The sequence below is a fragment of the Streptococcus suis genome (assembly GCF_016775005.1).
GTDB classification, from domain to species: domain Bacteria; phylum Bacillota; class Bacilli; order Lactobacillales; family Streptococcaceae; genus Streptococcus; species Streptococcus suivaginalis.
This window is the reverse complement of record NZ_JAEUXI010000001.1, coordinates 190582-205624: the sequence shown is the minus strand read 5'-3', so window position 1 is coordinate 205624 and position 15043 is coordinate 190582. Positions and strand designations below refer to the sequence as shown.

Annotated in this window: 15 protein-coding genes; 14 read left to right on the top strand and 1 reads right to left on the bottom strand. The window is 44.9% G+C overall.

Annotated features, from left to right (window positions below; all coding sequences use genetic code 11):
* Positions 1–49 precede the first annotated feature (49 nt).
* The 6 genes from JNG37_RS00900 to galE all read left to right on the top strand — a co-directional run bounded on the left by JNG37_RS00900 (position 50) and on the right by galE (position 4169).
* Positions 50–790 carry an acyl-ACP thioesterase domain-containing protein gene (locus JNG37_RS00900; protein WP_158454523.1) on the top strand — a complete coding sequence of 247 codons (741 nt, stop codon included), beginning with the start codon at positions 50–52 and terminating at the stop codon, positions 788–790.
* Complete coding sequence (locus tag JNG37_RS00895) at positions 777–1394, top strand: NUDIX hydrolase N-terminal domain-containing protein (RefSeq protein WP_158454525.1); 618 nt, start codon at positions 777–779, stop codon at positions 1392–1394. Before JNG37_RS00900 ends, JNG37_RS00895 begins: the two co-directional genes overlap by 14 nt.
* A gap of 9 nt (positions 1395–1403) precedes the next feature.
* Positions 1404–2177: a TIGR01457 family HAD-type hydrolase gene (locus JNG37_RS00890; protein ID WP_158454527.1), complete on the top strand. Its 774-nt coding sequence runs from the start codon at positions 1404–1406 to the stop codon at positions 2175–2177.
* Positions 2167–2793, top strand: a complete 627-nt coding sequence (locus tag JNG37_RS00885) for a TIGR01906 family membrane protein (protein ID WP_158454529.1) — start codon at positions 2167–2169, stop codon at positions 2791–2793. The genes JNG37_RS00890 and JNG37_RS00885 overlap by 11 nt, the downstream gene beginning before the upstream one ends.
* A gap of 81 nt (positions 2794–2874) precedes the next feature.
* Positions 2875–3051 carry a 30S ribosomal protein S21 gene (gene rpsU, locus JNG37_RS00880; protein WP_000048054.1) on the top strand — a complete coding sequence of 59 codons (177 nt, stop codon included), beginning with the start codon at positions 2875–2877 and terminating at the stop codon, positions 3049–3051.
* A 104-nt stretch (positions 3052–3155) separates the two neighbouring features.
* Complete coding sequence (gene galE, locus JNG37_RS00875; protein ID WP_158454531.1) at positions 3156–4169, top strand: UDP-glucose 4-epimerase GalE; 1014 nt, start codon at positions 3156–3158, stop codon at positions 4167–4169.
* An 87-nt stretch (positions 4170–4256) separates the two neighbouring features.
* Here the strand turns inward: galE and mscL are convergent, their stop codons facing one another.
* Entirely contained in the window at positions 4257–4616 is a 360-nt protein-coding gene (mscL, locus tag JNG37_RS00870) for a large conductance mechanosensitive channel protein MscL (RefSeq protein WP_105108426.1), read from the bottom strand.
* 176 nt (positions 4617–4792) lie between these two features.
* Between mscL and dnaG the strand changes: the two genes are divergently transcribed.
* The 8 genes from dnaG to aguA all read left to right on the top strand — a co-directional run bounded on the left by dnaG (position 4793) and on the right by aguA (position 14974).
* On the top strand, positions 4793–6580 hold the full coding sequence (gene dnaG, locus JNG37_RS00865; RefSeq protein ID WP_158454534.1) for a DNA primase: 1788 nt from the start codon (positions 4793–4795) through the stop codon (positions 6578–6580).
* Between the two features lie 2 nt (positions 6581–6582).
* On the top strand, positions 6583–7701 hold the full coding sequence (gene rpoD, locus JNG37_RS00860) for an RNA polymerase sigma factor RpoD (protein WP_158454537.1): 1119 nt from the start codon (positions 6583–6585) through the stop codon (positions 7699–7701).
* A 633-nt stretch (positions 7702–8334) separates the two neighbouring features.
* On the top strand, positions 8335–8658 hold the full coding sequence (locus JNG37_RS00855) for a metal-sulfur cluster assembly factor (protein ID WP_158454540.1): 324 nt from the start codon (positions 8335–8337) through the stop codon (positions 8656–8658).
* A 520-nt stretch (positions 8659–9178) separates the two neighbouring features.
* The gene (locus JNG37_RS00850) at positions 9179–10627 is read left to right on the top strand and encodes an aminotransferase class I/II-fold pyridoxal phosphate-dependent enzyme (protein WP_158454543.1); all 1449 of its coding nucleotides are present in this window, start codon (positions 9179–9181) and stop codon (positions 10625–10627) included.
* Positions 10628–10629: 2 nt separating this feature from the next.
* Entirely contained in the window at positions 10630–11487 is an 858-nt protein-coding gene (gene speE, locus JNG37_RS00845) for a polyamine aminopropyltransferase (RefSeq protein ID WP_044687998.1), read from the top strand.
* Positions 11487–12746, top strand: a complete 1260-nt coding sequence (locus JNG37_RS00840; RefSeq protein WP_158454546.1) for a saccharopine dehydrogenase family protein — start codon at positions 11487–11489, stop codon at positions 12744–12746. Before speE ends, JNG37_RS00840 begins: the two co-directional genes overlap by 1 nt.
* A complete protein-coding gene (gene nspC / locus JNG37_RS00835) occupies positions 12747–13874 on the top strand; it encodes a carboxynorspermidine decarboxylase (protein WP_158454549.1) in 1128 nt (375 codons plus the stop codon).
* Positions 13871–14974, top strand: a complete 1104-nt coding sequence (gene aguA, locus JNG37_RS00830; RefSeq protein WP_158454553.1) for an agmatine deiminase — start codon at positions 13871–13873, stop codon at positions 14972–14974. The genes nspC and aguA overlap by 4 nt, the downstream gene beginning before the upstream one ends.
* Positions 14975–15043 lie beyond the last annotated feature (69 nt).

Below are 15043 nucleotides of genomic sequence, written 5' to 3'. Positions count from 1 at the left end.
CTAAAAGCAAACTGAAAGACTATACTTTAAGACTAGAAAGATTAGAATTATGGGACTAAGCTACCAAGAAGAGTTCACCATTCCCTTTGATATGGTGGATGTCAAACAAGAAATCAAACTGCCTGACTTTATTTCCTACTGTCTTGGTGTGTCAGGTCGGCAGTCGGAAGAACTGGGTCGCAGTGACCTCTATGTTTTTCAGGAATTTGGCTTGATTTGGGTGGTGACTGATTATGAACTAACTATTCAACGCCTACCCAAGTACAATGAAACCATTGTCATTAAAACAGAAGCGGTGGCCTACAACAAGTTTTTCTGTCATCGGATGTTCTATATCTACGATGAAGCGGGCAATCTTTTGTTGGACATTCTTTGTTATTTTGTCCTGATTGATTTTGAGACTCGCAAGGTGGCGCCTGTGCCAGAAGATTTGATTGCTCCTTATCAGTCTGAGCAGGTCAAGAAATTGCCTCGGGCTCCCAAGTATCAGCTCTTGGAAAATCCATCAGTTCAAGAATTTCCTGTTCGCTATTTTGACTTGGATATGAATGGGCATGTCAATAATGGCAAGTACCTGGAATGGATGTATGAAGCACTGGGCTATGATTTTCTGCTCTGCCATGTCCCTAAAAAAATCCAACTCAAGTATCTTAAGGAAGTAGAGGCGACTAGCCTGGTGAGTTCACGCATGGTGGCAGAAGCTGGTGTTAGTCAGCATGAGATTGTGGTAGATGGGCATATCCATGCGCAAGCTGTCATAGAATGGAGGGAAAGTCATGTCGCAGGATAAGTGGTTGGAATGGGCCGTACGTTTACAAGCCTTGGCTCAGACAGGCTTGGCCTATGGAAAAGATGTTTATGACATGGAACGATTTGAGGAAATCAGACAGATTGCGGCGGAAATGTTGGTAGAGCCATCTGGACAGCCCTTGGAAGTGGTGACAGACTTGTTTTGCAATGAAACTGGCTATCAGACACCCAAGCTGGATACCCGCGCAGCTATTTTCCAAGAGGATAAAATCCTGCTAGTACAGGAAAATGATGGGCTCTGGTCCTTGCCAGGTGGTTGGTGCGATGTGGACCAGTCGGTCAAGGACAATGTTGTCAAGGAGGTCAAGGAAGAAGCGGGGCTGGATGTGGAGGCTCAGCGTGTGGTGGCAATTTTGGACAAGCACAAGAACAATCCTGCCAAGTCAGCCCACCGCGTTACCAAGGTCTTCATTCTATGTCGTCTCCTTGGCGGGGAGTTTCAGCCCAATTCGGAAACAGTTGCCAGTGGCTTCTTCAGTCTAGATGGCTTACCACCGCTCTCACTTGGGAAAAATACAGCTGAGCAACTAGCACTTTGCTTGGAAGCTAGTCGATCTGAGCATTGGGAAACACGATTTGATTAAGGAGAAAGTATGACCTATCAAGGCTATTTGATTGATTTGGATGGTACGATTTATGAAGGGAAAAAGCGGATTCCTGCTGGTGAACGTTTTATTCATCGCTTGCAAGAACGTCAGATTCCCTATTTATTCGTGACCAACAACACCACCCGCCGTCCTGAGATGGTGCAGGCTATGTTGGCTGAAAACTTTAACATTGAGACACCGCTTGAAACAATTTATACAGCCAGTCTGGCGACAGTAGATTATATGAATGATTTAGGCAAGGAAAAGACAGTCTATGTCATTGGAGAAGACGGGCTCAAGTCTGCCATTTTTGAGGCAGGCTATGTGGAAGATACGGAAAATCCAGCCTATGTTGTTGTCGGTTTGGATACTCAGTTGACCTATGAAAAACTGACCATTGCCACCTTGGCTATTCAAAAGGGAGCGACCTTTATCGGTACCAACCCTGATTTGAACATCCCGACGGAAAGAGGTCATTTGCCAGGAGCAGGCTCACTTATTGCGCTTTTGAAAGCTGCAACCCGAGTAGAGCCGACCTTCATCGGTAAGCCTGAAGCCATTATCATGGACAAAGCCCTGGAGATTTTAGGCACAGAACGTAGCCAAACGGTTATGGTGGGAGATAATTACCTGACGGATATTCGCGCAGGGATTGACAATGGATTTCCAACTCTTTTAGTCCTGACTGGATTTACCAAGCCAGAAGAAGTAGCAGACTTACCTCTGGCTCCAACCCATGTCCTTGATAGTTTAGATGAATGGAGTTTTGATGAGAACTAAGTTACAGCTTGTTGGAACAGTATTTTTTACCTTGTCGGCAGCCATTTTAGCAACCATTTATCTTGCTTGGTTAATTTATCCATTGGAAATTTCCTTCTTAGGTTTGGAGAAGATTGTCTACATGAAGGCGGCAGATATTTCTTATAATTTCAATATCCTGATGAACTATCTGACCAATCCATTTGCAAGTGTTTTAGACATGCCAAATTTTTCATCCTCAGCTGATGGTCTGAAACATTTTGCGGATGTGAAAGGTCTCTTTCATCTGGCACAGGTTATTTTCTTGGTTAGTTTGCCTGCAGTTTTCTATTTTTGGAAAGAAGTGGTGCGAAAAGGATATGGCAAGCTCTATCGAACTGTTTTTATGTGGATGGCACTAGCTCCTTTACTTATTGCACTAGTGGGCTTGCTGATTGGTTTTGATAGCTTTTTTGTTCTCTTCCATCATCTGCTTTTTCCAGGTGATTCGACTTGGCTCTTTGACCCCTTGAAAGATCCGGTCATTTATATACTTCCCCAGGAATTTTTCCTTCATTGCTTCATCCTATTTTTCATCCTCTATGAAGTTTTTTGCGGTATTTGGTTTTTTATCATAAAAAAATGTGACATTCGATAGGAAATGCCAATAAAAGTCTTGACAATCGATTTGTTTTACAGTAAAATGATTAAGACTTTGAAATTGAGGGGAGTGAAAATAATGTCAAAAACAGTAGTACGCAAGAACGAATCACTTGATGATGCTCTTCGTCGTTTCAAACGTGCGGTTACTAAAGCTGGTACTCTTCAAGAAACACGCAAACGCGAATTCTACGAAAAACCATCTGTAAAACGTAAACGTAAATCAGAAGCAGCTCGCAAGCGTAAAAAATTCTAATTGAATCAGAAAACAGCCCTAGGGTTGTTTTTTTGTTTACTTTTGAACAAAGCTCCTATATAATATATTATATAACGTTCGGAAAGGCAGAAAAGGAGTTTTCTATGAGTATTTTAGTAACAGGCGGAGCAGGCTATATTGGTAGCCATACCGTTGTGGAATTGTTGAAATTAGGGAAAGATGTTGTTATCGTAGATAATCTATCCAATTCTAGCATCTTGGTTTTGGATCGCATTGAAACCATCACAGGCAAACGCCCAACTTTCTATGAGTTAGACGTGGCAGATAAGGAAGCTTTGCATGAGGTTTTTGAAAAAGAAAACATTGAGGCTGCAATTCACTTTGCAGGCTATAAGGCTGTTGGTGAGTCCGTAGCCAAACCGGTCATGTACTACGAAAACAACATCATGTCCACGCTAGCTTTAGTAGAAGTCATGGCAGAGTTTGGTGTCAAAAAGATTGTCTTCTCATCCAGTGCAACGGTTTACGGTCTTAACAACCCATCTCCTTTGGTGGAAACCATGCCAACTAGTGCAACCAATCCTTATGGCTATACAAAAGTCATGTTGGAACAAATCTTGCGTGATGTGGAAGTAGCAGATAAGGAATGGAGTGTTGCCCTTCTCCGTTATTTCAACCCAATCGGTGCCCATGAATCAGGCTTAATCGGTGAAGATCCAGCAGGCATTCCAAACAACCTCATGCCATTTGTGGCACAGGTAGCCGTAGGTAAGCGTCCAGAACTCAGTGTCTTTGGTTCGGATTATGACACAGTAGATGGAACGGGTGTTCGTGATTACATTCACGTCATTGACTTGGCACTTGGCCACATCAAGGCCTTGGAAAAAATTTCGACAACCTCAGGTGTGCATACCTATAACCTCGGATCTGGTCAAGGAACTAGTGTACTGGAATTGGTCCAAGCCTTTGAAAAAGTTAATGGTGTGCCTGTACCGTATAAGATTGTTGACCGTCGTCCTGGCGATGTGGCAACTTGCTATGCCAACGCAGACAAGGCGTTAGCTGAACTCAATTGGAAAACCGAAAAAACTATTGAAGACATGTGCCGCGACACCTGGAACTGGCAGTCTAAAAATCCAAATGGATATGAAGGATAAGAAAAGATGTGAGTGTTAGCTCACATCTTCTTTTTGTCATAGTGTAAAAGAAAAACAGGCACAGAGCCTGTTTTACTGTCTTATTGATTATTTTTTCAACAAGTCGCGGATTTCTGCAAGCAATTCTTCTTGAGTAGGACCTGCAGGAGCAGCTTCTTTCTTAGGCATTGCTTTTTCTGCAGCTTTAACGATGAAGAAAAGAACAGTACCGATGATCAAGAAGTTGATAACAGCGCTCAAGAAGTTACCGTAAGTAACACCATTCCAGCTCAAATCAGCAATTTTGTCTGCGCCAGCAGCTTTCAAAGCTGGTGTAAGCAACAATGGAGTGATCAAGTCAGCAACAAATGAATCGATGATGGCTTTGAAAGCCGCACCAAAAATTACTGCAACAGCAAGGTCAATTACATTACCTTGGAACAAAAACGCTTTTAAATCTTTCAACATATCCTAAATATGTCCTTTCATAATTTTTTACATTGTCCATTATATACATGTTACAAAAAAATTACAAGAGATATGTTTGAAAATTTTGTTTCAAAAATTTACATGACGACAAGGAGTGTGATATAATATAATCTGTTAAACTGTGCTTAGACCCTGCATTGGAAGGAGGAGCCAACGTGATTACAAAAGAACTCATCAATGAAATCAAACAGGCAGTGAATATTGTCGATGTGATTGGAGAATCCGTTGCCCTTACCAAGGCAGGGCGTAATTATTTAGGGCTTTGTCCTTTTCATGGTGAAAAAACACCATCGTTTAACGTATTAGAGGACAAGCAGTTTTATCATTGTTTTGGCTGTGGAAAATCTGGCGATGTCTTCACGTTTTTAGAGGAGCAGCGAGGGCTTAGCTTCCTAGATGCAGTTCGAGAGTTGGGACAGCAGGCCGGTTTTCAAGTGGATATTGTGCCGGTTCAGCAAGGTCCAAAATCCCATCATCCGCATCAAGTTTTGCTGGATATTCATGCCGAGGCAGGCAAATTCTACCATGCCTTGTTGATGACCACCAAGATGGGAGAAGATGCCAAGAATTACCTTCACGAACGCGGATTGACAGATCAGGATTTGAAGCAGTTTCAGATTGGCTTGTCGCCATCGGATCCCAATATTCTTTTCCAGTCTCTTTCCAAAAAGTTTTCGGAAAACGACCTTTTGCAATCTGGACTCTTTAATACTGCAGATACCAATATGGTCTATGATGCTTTTCAGGGGCGGATTATTTTTCCCTTGACAGATGAAGAGGGGCAAATTGTTGCTTTTTCGGGGAGGATTTGGACAGAATCCGACCGCCTAAACAAACAGATTGCCAAGTACAAGAATTCTCGGTCAACGGAGATCTTTAATAAAAGTTACGAACTGTATCATCTGGATCAGGCCAAAGCTTCGATTAAGAAGCAGCGAGAAGTCTATCTGATGGAAGGCTATATGGATGTTATTGCGGCCCATCGGGCAGGTGTAGAAAATGCAGTAGCTTCTATGGGAACAGCTTTGACCAAAGAACAAGTCCAGCATTTGGCTAAGTTTTGTCAAAAGGTTGTGGTAGCCTATGATGGCGATAAGGCTGGTCAGGCTGCAACTGCCAAGGCCTTGGAAGAATTGGGCCAGTTTCAAGTTGAGGTTGTACGGTTCCCTGATGGAATGGACCCAGATGAGTTTCTTTCAAAAAATTCACCTCAGGCCCTGCAGGATATCCTGAACAAATCTCGTATGAGTCAGGTGGAGTTTTTGATTCATCACTTGAGGCCAGAGAATCCAGATAATCTGCAGATGCAGATTGATTTTGTGGACCGAATCGCTCCAATTATCGCAAATACCAAGTCGATTACGGCTCAGAACACTTATATCTATAAGGTGGCCGATTTGCTGTCTGACTTTGATTACAGTCAGGTGGAATTGGCTGTCAATGCGGTTCGCCTTCATCAAAGGCAGGAAAGGAGTCGAGATGTTTCGAGGCAGGAAATGGCTCCTCCCCTTGTTCGAGAAATACCACAGCAACTAAAGATTAGCCCATTGATTCGGACTGAAAATCATTTGTTGTATCGGATGCAAGAGCATGCCTACATTTTGAATGATTACCGTTTGAGGGAAGATTTTCATTTCTATACCCCTGAATTGGAAACCTTATATCAAGTTCTCAAGGCTGAGGGAGAAGTTTCCAGTTACGAGCTGGCCCAGATGGAGGAATCTGTTCAGCGTGCCTGGTACCGCGTCATGGAAGAACGGTTGCCAGCGGATGTTGGACAGGATGAACTTGAGGAATTAGAAGCTAGAAGGCAAAGGGAGTGGATGCGACGTGAAAATCAAGTCAAGTCTAGGACCATTCGTGAACAAACCCATGTGGGAAATGATGCTGCTGCCCTTGATGAGTTAGCACAACTCATCGCACAAAAAAGAAAAATGGAGTAAACATGGCAAGTAAAAAAGAAAAGAAAACAGAAGTGACCACCTTTGATGTCCAAGTTGCAGAATTTATCCGCAATCACAAAAAACAAGGGACAGCGGTTGATGATGTCATTAATGACCAGTTGATTATTCCTTTTACCTTGGATGCTGACGGTATTGATGATTTGTTGCAACGGATTCAAGATGCGGGAATTTCCATTGTTGATAAGGAAGGAAATCCTTCTGCTCGTGTTATGCAGGTAGAAGAGGAACCGGAACTATCGGATGAAGAATTGCTAGGTAGCAACTCTGCCAAGGTCAATGACCCTGTCCGCATGTATTTGAAAGAAATTGGGGTTGTGCCACTCTTAACCAACGAAGAAGAGCAGGAGTTGGCTCTGGCGGTCGAAGCGGGCGATCCAGAAGCCAAGCAACGTTTGGCAGAAGCCAACTTGCGCCTGGTTGTATCTATTGCTAAACGCTATGTTGGCCGTGGTATGCAGTTCCTTGATTTGATTCAAGAAGGAAACATGGGCTTGATGAAGGCTGTTGACAAGTTCGACTACTCCAAAGGCTTCAAGTTTTCAACCTATGCAACCTGGTGGATTCGTCAGGCCATTACTCGTGCTATTGCGGACCAGGCTCGTACCATTCGGATTCCTGTTCACATGGTGGAAACGATTAACAAATTGGTCCGTGAACAACGTAATCTCTTGCAAGAATTGGGGCAAGACCCAACACCTGAACAAATCGCAGAGCGTATGGACATGACACCAGACAAGGTTCGTGAAATCCTCAAGATTGCTCAGGAGCCTGTTTCTCTGGAAACACCAATTGGTGAAGAAGATGACAGTCATCTAGGAGATTTCATTGAAGACGAAGTGATTGAAAATCCAGTTGACTACACTACTCGTGTCGTTCTCCGCGAGCAACTCGACGAGGTATTGGATACCTTGACAGACCGCGAAGAAAATGTCCTCCGCCTCCGCTTCGGCTTGGACGACGGAAAAATGCGGACACTCGAAGATGTCGGTAAGGTCTTCAATGTAACCCGCGAACGCATCCGCCAAATCGAAGCCAAAGCCCTCCGCAAACTCCGCCACCCATCCCGCAGCAAACCACTCAGAGATTTTATAGAGGATTAAAAACGTCCAGTGGACGTTTTTAACGCCTGCTTGAAAATAAGAGAGCAGGCTGTCTGGGAGACAAAATCAACCGCTCGCTGAAAACTGGAGACGAGCGAGGTCCGGTGGACTAAAAGGGTACTGACTTCCGTCAGTCCTATTTCCCACCTTCAACAGTCCCCCAGACTGTTGAAGCCTGCTTGAAAATAAGAGAGCAGGCTAATCCAGTGGTGTTTTAACCCGAGCCTAGAAATAGGAAAGCGAGGAATAAGCCTACGGATAGGCTTTCTCAACGTTCGCCTAGAAACACGAAAGCGGACAAGGTTCGGGGAACCTTTTTAACCGCTCCCCTTGAAATGAGAAAGGGAGCGCCAAGTGGACTTTTTGACACAAACGTCGTTTGTGTCATCTCCAACCTTCAACAGCCCCCCCGGACTGTTGAAGCCTGCTTGAAAATAAGAGAGCAGGCTGTCTGGGAGACAAAATCAACCGCTCGCTGAAAATTAGAAACGAGCGAAGGTACTGCGTACCTTTCTAACGCCTGCCCAGAAAAATGAAAGCAGGCTGAGCAAGTGGTGTTTTAATCGGAGCTGAGAAAGTGCACGCAGTGGACCCCGTTTGAAAAAAATTATATGATCCAGAGAGGAATTGAAAATGGCCTATTCTGAAGAAGAAGTAAAGGAAATTCAGGAGCGAATTTTCCACGCTTTGGAAGAAGTGATTGACCCAGAATTGGGGATTGATATTATCAATCTTGGTCTGATTTATGATATCCGTTTCCAAGATGGACGGACAGAAATTGATATGACCCTTACAACCATGGGCTGTCCTTTGGCTGACTTGATTACAGATCAGATTCATGATGTGTTGAAGTCTGTACCAGAAGTGACAGAAGTAGATGTGCGTTTGGTCTGGTCACCAGCCTGGACCATTCAAAAAATGAGTCGCTATGCTCGTATTGCCCTTGGAATCAAATAAACAAACAGTCTCGAATGATGAGACTGTTTTTTCTGTTTTTGTACGGAATTTTGATGACTTTTTGTTAAAATCATCAAAAAGTTCTTGCTAAATAGTTGGAATGATGGTAAACTTAACATGCCTAGGAAAAGTTATTATACCTATTCTAGCAAATATCAGACCTATATGGGATGAGTAGCTCTGCTATTGATCATAACCAAAGCCTACGGACAGGCGGGTCGAATGCCGAAGCGTGGCGTAAGCCACATTATTGATAGGGTTAAAAGCCTACATTTTATAAGTTGATGTTAGGAAGGATTTCCTAATTTCTAGTTTTGTCAGTGTGGTGAAAGCACACGTCATCTTGTGAAACGGTCAATAAAGTACGTATATATTTGCACTGGAGAGTAGGAAACGGTAGGCACATAAACTCAAGAGAAGAATAAAAAACGTCAATTTGGATTGTAGAGCAGGATGAACCCTGCTCTTTTTACTTGTTTAAAAAAGGGTGGGAGTCCATCAAGCAAAGGAGTTTTTCAATATGAAAAATCAACACCAAGCCCCTATTTATCAGGGATTGGTACAGTTACGCCGAAAAAGGATTGTTCCCTTTGATGTGCCTGGACATAAGCGGGGCCGGGGCAATCCAGAGTTGGTCGAACTGTTAGGAGAAAAATGCGTGGGGATTGATGTCAATTCCATGAAGTCCTTGGATAATCTAGGGCATCCTGTCTCCATTATTCGAGAGGCAGAGGAATTGGCAGCAGAAGCCTTTGGTGCTAGCCATGCCTTTCTTATGGTTGGAGGAACTACCTCCTCAGTCCAGACCATGATTTTGGCGACCTGTAAGGCGGGCGATAAGATTATCCTTCCACGAAATGTCCACAAGTCAGCCCTCAATGCCCTTGTCCTTTGTGGCGCCATCCCTGTCTATGTGGATATGAGCGTGGAGCCACGGATTGGCATTGCTCTTGCCTTGGAAAACGAAGCCTTTGAACGGGCTATTGCAGAGCATCCTGATGCGGTGGCTGTCTTGATCAACAATCCGACCTATTATGGCATCTGCTCGGACCTGCGTAGCTTGACTGAAAAAGCTCACGCAGCGGGCATGAAGGTCTTGGTAGATGAGGCACATGGTGCGCACTTGCATTTTTCGGACAAATTGCCAGAGGCGGCTATGGATGTGGGGGCTGATATGGCAGCTGTTTCCATGCATAAGTCAGGTGGTAGTCTGACCCAGAGCTCACTTTTATTGGTCGGTCCAGATATGAATGTGGAGTATGTCCGTCAGATTATCAACCTGACCCAGTCGACATCCGCTTCCTATCTCTTGCTGGCTAGTTTGGATATTTCACGGAGAAATCTAGCCCTTCGTGGGAAAGAGTCTTTTGAAAAAGTCATTGAAATGTCTGAGTATGCTCGTCGTGAAATCAATACCATCGGTGGCTACTATGCCTATTCTAAAGAATTGATTGATGGCAAAACGGTGCATGATTTTGATGTAACCAAGCTATCTATCTATACGCAGGGCATTGGTCTGACAGGGATTGAAGTCTATGATTTGCTGCGGGATGAGTACGATATCCAGATTGAATTTGGCGATATTGGCAATATCCTGGCCTATATTTCAATCGGTGACCGCTTGCAGGACATCGAGCGGCTGGTGGGAGCTCTGGCAGACATCAAGCGACTCTACTCACGAGATGGTTCGGACCTGATTTCAGGTGAGTACATCCAGCCGCAGCTGGTCTTGTCACCGCAGGAGGCCTTTTATGCAGAGCGTGAAAGCCGTTCCCTGCAAGAAGCAGTTGGTCAGGTCTGTGGGGAATTTGTTATGTGCTACCCACCTGGCATTCCGCTTTTGGCTCCAGGTGAACGAGTGACCCAGGAAATTGTTGACTACATCATTTTCGCCAAGGAGCGCGGTTGCTCCGTCCAAGGGACAGAAGATCCAGATGTCAACTTCATCAATGTCATTAAGGAGGTCTAGTCATGGAAATGTGGTTTTCAGAAGTCCAAACGCCGGATGTCAAGTTATCCATTCGCACCAGCCAGCAGCTCTATGCTGGCAAGAGTGAATATCAAGATATTGCAGTCTTGGATTCCCCAGCATTTGGAAAGATTTTGACCCTTAATGGTCGGGTTCTCTTTTCAGATGCAGATGATTTTGTTTACAACGAAATGGCCGTTCATGTGCCCATGGCAGTTCATCCCAATCCCAAGAAAATCTTGATTTTAGGTGGAGGAGATGGTGGTGTTGCCCAAGTTCTCAGTATGTATCCTGAAATCGAACGTATTGACGTTGTAGAGCCAGATGAACTCCTTGTGGAAGTTTGTCGTCAGTATTTCCCAGACTATGCCTCTGGCTTGGAAGATGAGCGAGTCGAGGTTTATTTACAAGATGGCCTGCGTTTCTTGCGCAACTGTGAAAATGAGTATGACATCATCATCAATGATGCGACTGATCCATTTGGACATACGGAAGGGCTCTTTACCAAGGAATTTTACGGTAATGCATACAGGGCTTTGAAGGAAGATGGCATTATGGTCTATCAACATGGTTCGCCATTTTATGACGAAGATGAGTCCGCCTTTCGTTCCATGCATCGGAAGGCTACCCAATCCTTCCCTATCAGCCGTGTTTATCAGGCCCATATTCCGACATCTGCAGCGGGTTATTGGTTATTTGGCTTTGCCTCTAAAAAATACCATCCTATTGAAGATTTCGACAAGGAAAAATGGAAGGCGCGCCAGCTTTTCACAGAATACTATACCGCTAACCTCCACATCGGAGCATTTCTCTTGCCTCGATATGTGGAAGATATTTTAGAAGAAGAGGAGAAAAAATAATGAGTCGTTTGTTAGTTATTGGTTGTGGCGGAGTTGCCCAAGTTGCCATCAGCAAGGTTTGCCAGGCAGAAGATACCTTCAAGGAAGTCATGATTGCCAGCCGTACCAAGTCCAAATGTGATGATTTGAAGGCTGCCTTAGAAGGAAAAACTTCCGTAAAAATTGAAACTACCCAAGTGGATGCGGACAAGGTAGAAGAAGTGATTGCCTTGATTGAAAGCTACCAGCCAAAAGCTGTCTTGAACGTTGCCCTGCCTTACCAAGACTTGACCATCATGGATGCCTGCTTGGCGACTAGCGTGGACTATATTGACACGGCCAACTACGAGTGTGAGGATACCGAGGACCCTGAATGGCGGGCCATCTACGAAAAACGCTGTGCTGAAGAGGGCTTTACGGCTTACTTTGACTACTCATGGCAGTGGGCTTATAAAGAGCGTTTTGAAAAAGCAGGGCTGACAGCCCTTTTGGGATCCGGATTTGATCCAGGCGTGACCAGCGTTTTCTCAGCCTACGCATTGAAACACTATTTTGATGAAATCCACTATATCGACATCCTAGACTGTAACGGTGGAGACCACGGCTATCCATTTGCGACCAACTTTAACCCTGAAATCAACCTGCGTGAGGTTTCTGCCCCAGGTTCCTACTGGGAAAATGGCAAATGGGTGGAAGTTGAAGCCATGTCTATCAAGCGAGAATATGACTTCCCAGAAATTGGTCAGAAAGATATGTACCTCCTCCACCATGAAGAAATCGAATCACTCGCTAAAAACATTCCAGGTGTCAAACGTATTCGCTTCTTTATGACCTTTGGTCAATCCTACTTGACTCACATGAAATGCTTGGAAAATGTTGGACTCTTGCGGACTGATCCAATCAACTTTAACGGACAAGAAGTGGTACCAATCCAATTCCTCAAAGCTCTCTTGCCAGACCCTGCCAGCCTTGGTCCACGTACTGTTGGGAAAACCAATATCGGCTGTATTTTCACAGGTGTCAAAGACGGTGTGGAGAAGACCATCTACATTTACAACGTATGTGACCATCAAGAGTGCTACAAAGAGGTCGGTTCCCAGGCTATTTCCTACACAACTGGCGTGCCAGCTATGATTGGAACCAAGCTTGTCATGGACGGAACTTGGAAAAAACCAGGCGTTTACAACTTGGAAGAATTGGATCCAGATCCATTTATGGACTTGCTCAACCAATATGGATTGCCTTGGCAAGTAGTAGAAAATCCTGTTTTGGTGGACTAGATGAAGATAGAACAAGTCCCAACACCAGCTTATGTCATTGACGAAGCAAAGCTGGTAAACAATCTAGAAATTCTCAAGTCTGTCCAAGACCAAACAGGCTGCAAGGTGCTCTTGGCCCAAAAAGCCTTCTCCATGTATGCCACTTATCCGCTAATCAGGCAGTATCTGGCTGGCACAACTGCATCAGGACTCTATGAAGCTAAGCTCGGTCGTGAAGAGTTTGGGAGCGAAGTCCATGTTTTCGCCCCTGCCTTTAAGGATGCGGATTTGGATCAAATCTTGGAAATTGCAGACCATATCGTTTTCAATTCAGAGCGACAACTCCGCAAGCATGTGGACAAATGCAGAGCAGCTGGAGTTAGTGTGGGTCTGCGGATCAATCCAGAATGTTCGACCCAAGGGGACCATGCCCTCTATGACCCCTGCGCAGCGGGTTCTCGTTTTGGTGTTCGCATTGACCAGTTTTCAGAAGACCTGCTGGACTTGGTGGATGGTCTGCATTTTCACACCCTCTGTGAGCAAAATTCGGATGATTTGAAAACGACCTTGGATGCTGTCGAGGCCAAGTTCGGCCCTTACCTCCACCGCATTAAATGGCTCAATATGGGCGGAGGCCACCATGTGACCAGAGAAGATTATGATCTAGATTTGCTGATTTCCTCTATCCAGCACATGCAGGAAACCTATGGATTAGAAGTCTACATTGAGCCTGGTGAGGCCATCGCCCTCAACGCGGGCTATCTGGTGACAGAGGTTCTGGATATTGTTGAAAATGGCATTGAGACGCTGGTTTTGGATGCTTCGGCTACTTGCCATATGCCAGATGTCTTGGAAATGCCCTATCGTCCACCGTTGCGAAATGGCTTTGAGGCTGGAGAGAAGGAATTTACTTACAGACTATCTTCCAATACCTGTCTGACGGGCGACATCATCGGCGATTATTCCTTTGAAAAGCCTGTGGAGATTGGTGACAAGCTCTACTTTGAAGATATGGCTATCTATTCCTTTGTAAAAAACAATACCTTTAATGGTATCGGTCTACCAAGTCTGGTCTTGATGGATCAGACAGGCGACTGTCGAATTATCAAAAGCTTTGGCTATGAAGATTTCAAAGGGAGGTTGTCATGATAGAAAGTCCAAAAGCAGCGGGATACCGTATGCCTGCTGAGTATGAGCCCCATCACGGTACCCTAATGGTGTGGCCGACCCGCCCAGGATCCTGGCCCTTTGATGGTCAGGGGGCAAAAAAAGCCTTTAGCCAGGTCATTAAAACCATTGCTGAAAGCGAGCAAGTCTATCTCTTGGTCGATGAGGCACACTGTGAGGAGGCCCAAACCATGCTGGGTGATGGTGTAACCTATCTGGACATCCCCACAAACGACGCTTGGGCACGTGACACAGGTCCGACGGTTTTGGTTCATGAAAATGGCAGAGCCTTGTCTGTTGATTGGGCCTTTAACGCTTGGGGCGGAAGCTATGATGGTCTTTATCAGGATTATGAGGCAGATGATCAGGTGGCTAGTCGCTTCAGTCAGGCCATCGGTCTGCCAGTACACGATGTCCATCCCTTTGTCCTAGAAGGAGGAGCCATCCATAGCGACGGTGAGGGAACCATCTTGGTGACAGAATCCTGTTTACTGAGCCCAGGCCGCAATCCTCATCTGACCAAGGACCAGATTGAGCAAGTGCTTCTAGATAGTCTAGGTGCTGAAAAGGTTCTCTGGCTTCCATACGGAATTTTCAATGATGAAACTAATGAGCACGTGGACAATGTTGCGGCCTTTGTTGGTCCAGCTGAGATAGTTTTAGCTTGGACTGATGATGAGTTGGATTCCCAATATGCCATGTCCAAGGCAGATTGGGACTACTTGGAAGAGCAAGTAGATGCCAAAGGTAGAAAGTTGACCATTCACAAACTGCCTATTCCCAAACATCCTATTCTAATAACAGAAGAGGATTTGCCAGGCTATGTCTATGAAGCGGGGGAGGAAGAAAGGACTGTTGGAGAACGCTTGGCGGCTTCCTATGTGAATTTTTACGTCAGCAACGGTGCGGTTTTAGTGCCCCAGTTTGATGATGAGCATGATGCGCAGGCACTGCATCTCTTAGCGCAGCTTTTTCCAACCAGAAAAGTCGTCGGCATACCAGCCCGCGACATCCTGCTAGGAGGTGGGAATATACACTGTATCACCCAGCAAATTCCACTTTATGGGGCTAAATGTCCCTGATATAGCGTCAAGTCGGTTTGGCATACTCTAGTATAGCCTGTACCGCCTTTCCTTATCTCAGGTACATTC

Coding starts and splice junctions, on each gene's coding strand:
- JNG37_RS00900 (WP_158454523.1), top strand. CDS start 50: ATGGGACTAAGCTACCAAGAAGAGTTCACCATTCCCTTTGATATGGTG.
- JNG37_RS00895 (WP_158454525.1), top strand. CDS start 777: ATGTCGCAGGATAAGTGGTTGGAATGGGCCGTACGTTTACAAGCCTTG.
- JNG37_RS00890 (WP_158454527.1), top strand. CDS start 1,404: ATGACCTATCAAGGCTATTTGATTGATTTGGATGGTACGATTTATGAA.
- JNG37_RS00885 (WP_158454529.1), top strand. CDS start 2,167: ATGAGAACTAAGTTACAGCTTGTTGGAACAGTATTTTTTACCTTGTCG.
- rpsU (WP_000048054.1), top strand. CDS start 2,875: ATGTCAAAAACAGTAGTACGCAAGAACGAATCACTTGATGATGCTCTT.
- galE (WP_158454531.1), top strand. CDS start 3,156: ATGAGTATTTTAGTAACAGGCGGAGCAGGCTATATTGGTAGCCATACC.
- mscL (WP_105108426.1), bottom strand. CDS start 4,616: ATGTTGAAAGATTTAAAAGCGTTTTTGTTCCAAGGTAATGTAATTGAC.
- rpoD (WP_158454537.1), top strand. CDS start 6,583: ATGGCAAGTAAAAAAGAAAAGAAAACAGAAGTGACCACCTTTGATGTC.
- JNG37_RS00855 (WP_158454540.1), top strand. CDS start 8,335: ATGGCCTATTCTGAAGAAGAAGTAAAGGAAATTCAGGAGCGAATTTTC.
- JNG37_RS00850 (WP_158454543.1), top strand. CDS start 9,179: ATGAAAAATCAACACCAAGCCCCTATTTATCAGGGATTGGTACAGTTA.
- speE (WP_044687998.1), top strand. CDS start 10,630: ATGGAAATGTGGTTTTCAGAAGTCCAAACGCCGGATGTCAAGTTATCC.
- JNG37_RS00840 (WP_158454546.1), top strand. CDS start 11,487: ATGAGTCGTTTGTTAGTTATTGGTTGTGGCGGAGTTGCCCAAGTTGCC.
- nspC (WP_158454549.1), top strand. CDS start 12,747: ATGAAGATAGAACAAGTCCCAACACCAGCTTATGTCATTGACGAAGCA.
- aguA (WP_158454553.1), top strand. CDS start 13,871: ATGATAGAAAGTCCAAAAGCAGCGGGATACCGTATGCCTGCTGAGTAT.